This window comes from Thalassobacterium sedimentorum, assembly GCF_031127905.1.
Lineage (GTDB): Bacteria > Verrucomicrobiota > Verrucomicrobiia > Opitutales > Coraliomargaritaceae > Thalassobacterium > Thalassobacterium sedimentorum.
The window spans coordinates 1-1925 of sequence record NZ_JARXIC010000089.1 but is presented as its reverse complement, the minus strand read 5'-3'; the positions used below and the strand labels follow the sequence as shown (position 1 = coordinate 1925).

Genomic DNA, 1925 nt, shown 5'->3' with positions numbered 1-1925 from the left:
GCGCTCGACTGCTGCAACGCTGCGCGATCTAGCCCGGGCGGTGAACAATTATCCTTGGGTTGCACCCCTGCGGATAAACATTCCCCCTTTGCCCGGTAGTCAGTTTGCAAATGGTCGCAAACGAATGGCGAATCCGCTTCTGGCTCCTTAACCATTCGATTGCTCTTTTAACTAAACATCACGTGAGCTAGACGCACGATTTAGGCGCATCTACCCAAGCTTGCGCTTCATTCACGTAATCCATTAACGAGCCGCCACCCTGAACGTTAAGCATCTTAACAATATCTGAAAGATCCGCATACTGAACCGCGGCAAGAGATGCCTCGTTAATTTCCCTCATTCTAGAGGTGCTGTGATATTTCACTCCCCAATCTTCTGAAAGCGAGCCGTGGCTACTATTAACTGCCCGTGTAACGGGTACGATTCGTAGATAACCAAAACCTTTTAAACGCGCTATACGCCGGTTCAGAACATGATCCAAAACCATCCCCTTCAAACAAGCATCAGGGAATGCTTTTTGATACGCAGAACGATAACCACTGTAATCGACATGAACCCAAACTTGTTGCCGGCAGTGCAGAATTTTTGATTCAGGCATGCTCCAAATTGGCAATCGAAAATCAATTTCATCGGGTAGATAAGCCTCTACAAACAATGCTGTTAGGGGCGCTCGTAGCGCCATCTCTTTGACAACCCGCCCAACATACTGTTCAATAGCATCTACATCTCGTGCCCCAATTGGAACATATAAGCACGGACATAATCCCGACTTCAATGGAATCTGAAGTGCGTTTGTGTCGATTGGTCGTTTCATAATATCCGTAAGCCTAGCTTTCAGCGTCAACGCAATTAACTGCACGAGATTCTAAACAAGAGCCATACCATGAGTCAAAAACTGTCATTTTGGTGCATATCAATTTCAACATCTAACATCGAGCGCATCTTTTTCAACCTGATGCCGTATATGTAGCGAGTTCGTTGATCCGTCTCAACGACCAGAGAAACCAAGTTCCCGTCACGATCAAAAATCGGAGCACCACTACAGTTCTCATACTCAGCAATCCCCTTCTGCTGATCTTTCTGGGGCAAACGAAATTGGTAAAGGTCAGTGTGTTCGTTGACCTTAATATAATCCATTGGCCCGACGCAGACTGGGACAATAGCAAGATGCTGAGTTCCTGGCTCATACACCTGTCTAGTTAATCCCCAAAATCCATACTCAGCATCAACATGAGGCTCCTGTGATAAATCAGAAGCTACAGTCAATTTAGCCTCATCTACAACTTTAACTATCTTACCTCCATCAGACCTGAAATCCTGGTATCGAGCTGAAACCTTCTCACCTAGGAGCTTATAGGAAAAATCGATGTCCCTCTCCTTAGACGTTCCTCGCTTAAGATTGAACGTATATTGTTTCAGAAAGCCCATCTGACCTAGCCCATACAAAAGAGACCCTTGGTCTTCCATAGACTCAAGCTGTATCGACCATTTACCCGCATCTCCGGTAGCGTGAGATACAGTCAGCAAGAAATCATATCCACGATATTCAACGATAACGCCCGAAGCATAACGAATCGGCTCATTTTCATCCGAAATTTTAACTAGGCTCTGCGTAATCAATTGCAACATATCAATGCCTGCTAGCGGACTTCCTCCGACAGACGACCATAGTGAAAACGACAGTGGCGGCGAGTAGTCCATAAAATGATGGCTCTGGAACTAAAGCTACCCACGCTGCCGCTGCCGAGGGGTCTGTTTCAGACCATTGGGCTGATACTTGATTAATACGTAAGTTACGGTTTTCTGCATCCACAACACCCTCAGTCCATGTCGCTGGAATTCTTTCTGGCAATTGCTCATTAAGAGCTCGGAGGCTCTCTGCAAGCTCCCGAATGGCTTGTTGAAACCTCAACTCTTCATAAGTT

3 protein-coding genes are annotated in these 1925 nt (G+C 46.1%); all 3 read right to left on the bottom strand.

Features of this window, described 5'->3' with window-relative positions:
- Positions 1 to 187: 187 nt before the first annotated feature.
- Positions 188 to 814, bottom strand: a complete 627-nt coding sequence (locus QEH59_RS18475; protein WP_308986863.1) for a hypothetical protein — start codon at positions 812 to 814, stop codon at positions 188 to 190.
- 74 nt (positions 815 to 888) lie between these two features.
- The gene (locus QEH59_RS18470) at positions 889 to 1629 is read right to left on the bottom strand and encodes a hypothetical protein (RefSeq protein ID WP_308986862.1); all 741 of its coding nucleotides are present in this window, start codon (positions 1627 to 1629) and stop codon (positions 889 to 891) included.
- 1 nt (position 1630) lies between these two features.
- Positions 1631 to 1925, bottom strand: a 295-nt coding sequence (locus QEH59_RS18465) for a hypothetical protein (RefSeq protein ID WP_308986861.1), incomplete at its 5' end; no start/stop codon positions are given.

What these genes read in the sequence shown, in the direction of transcription:
- QEH59_RS18470 (WP_308986862.1), bottom strand. Translation starts at nt 1,629, where the DNA reads ATGTTGCAATTGATTACGCAGAGCCTAGTTAAAATTTCGGATGAAAAT.
- QEH59_RS18475 (WP_308986863.1), bottom strand. Translation starts at nt 814, where the DNA reads ATGAAACGACCAATCGACACAAACGCACTTCAGATTCCATTGAAGTCG.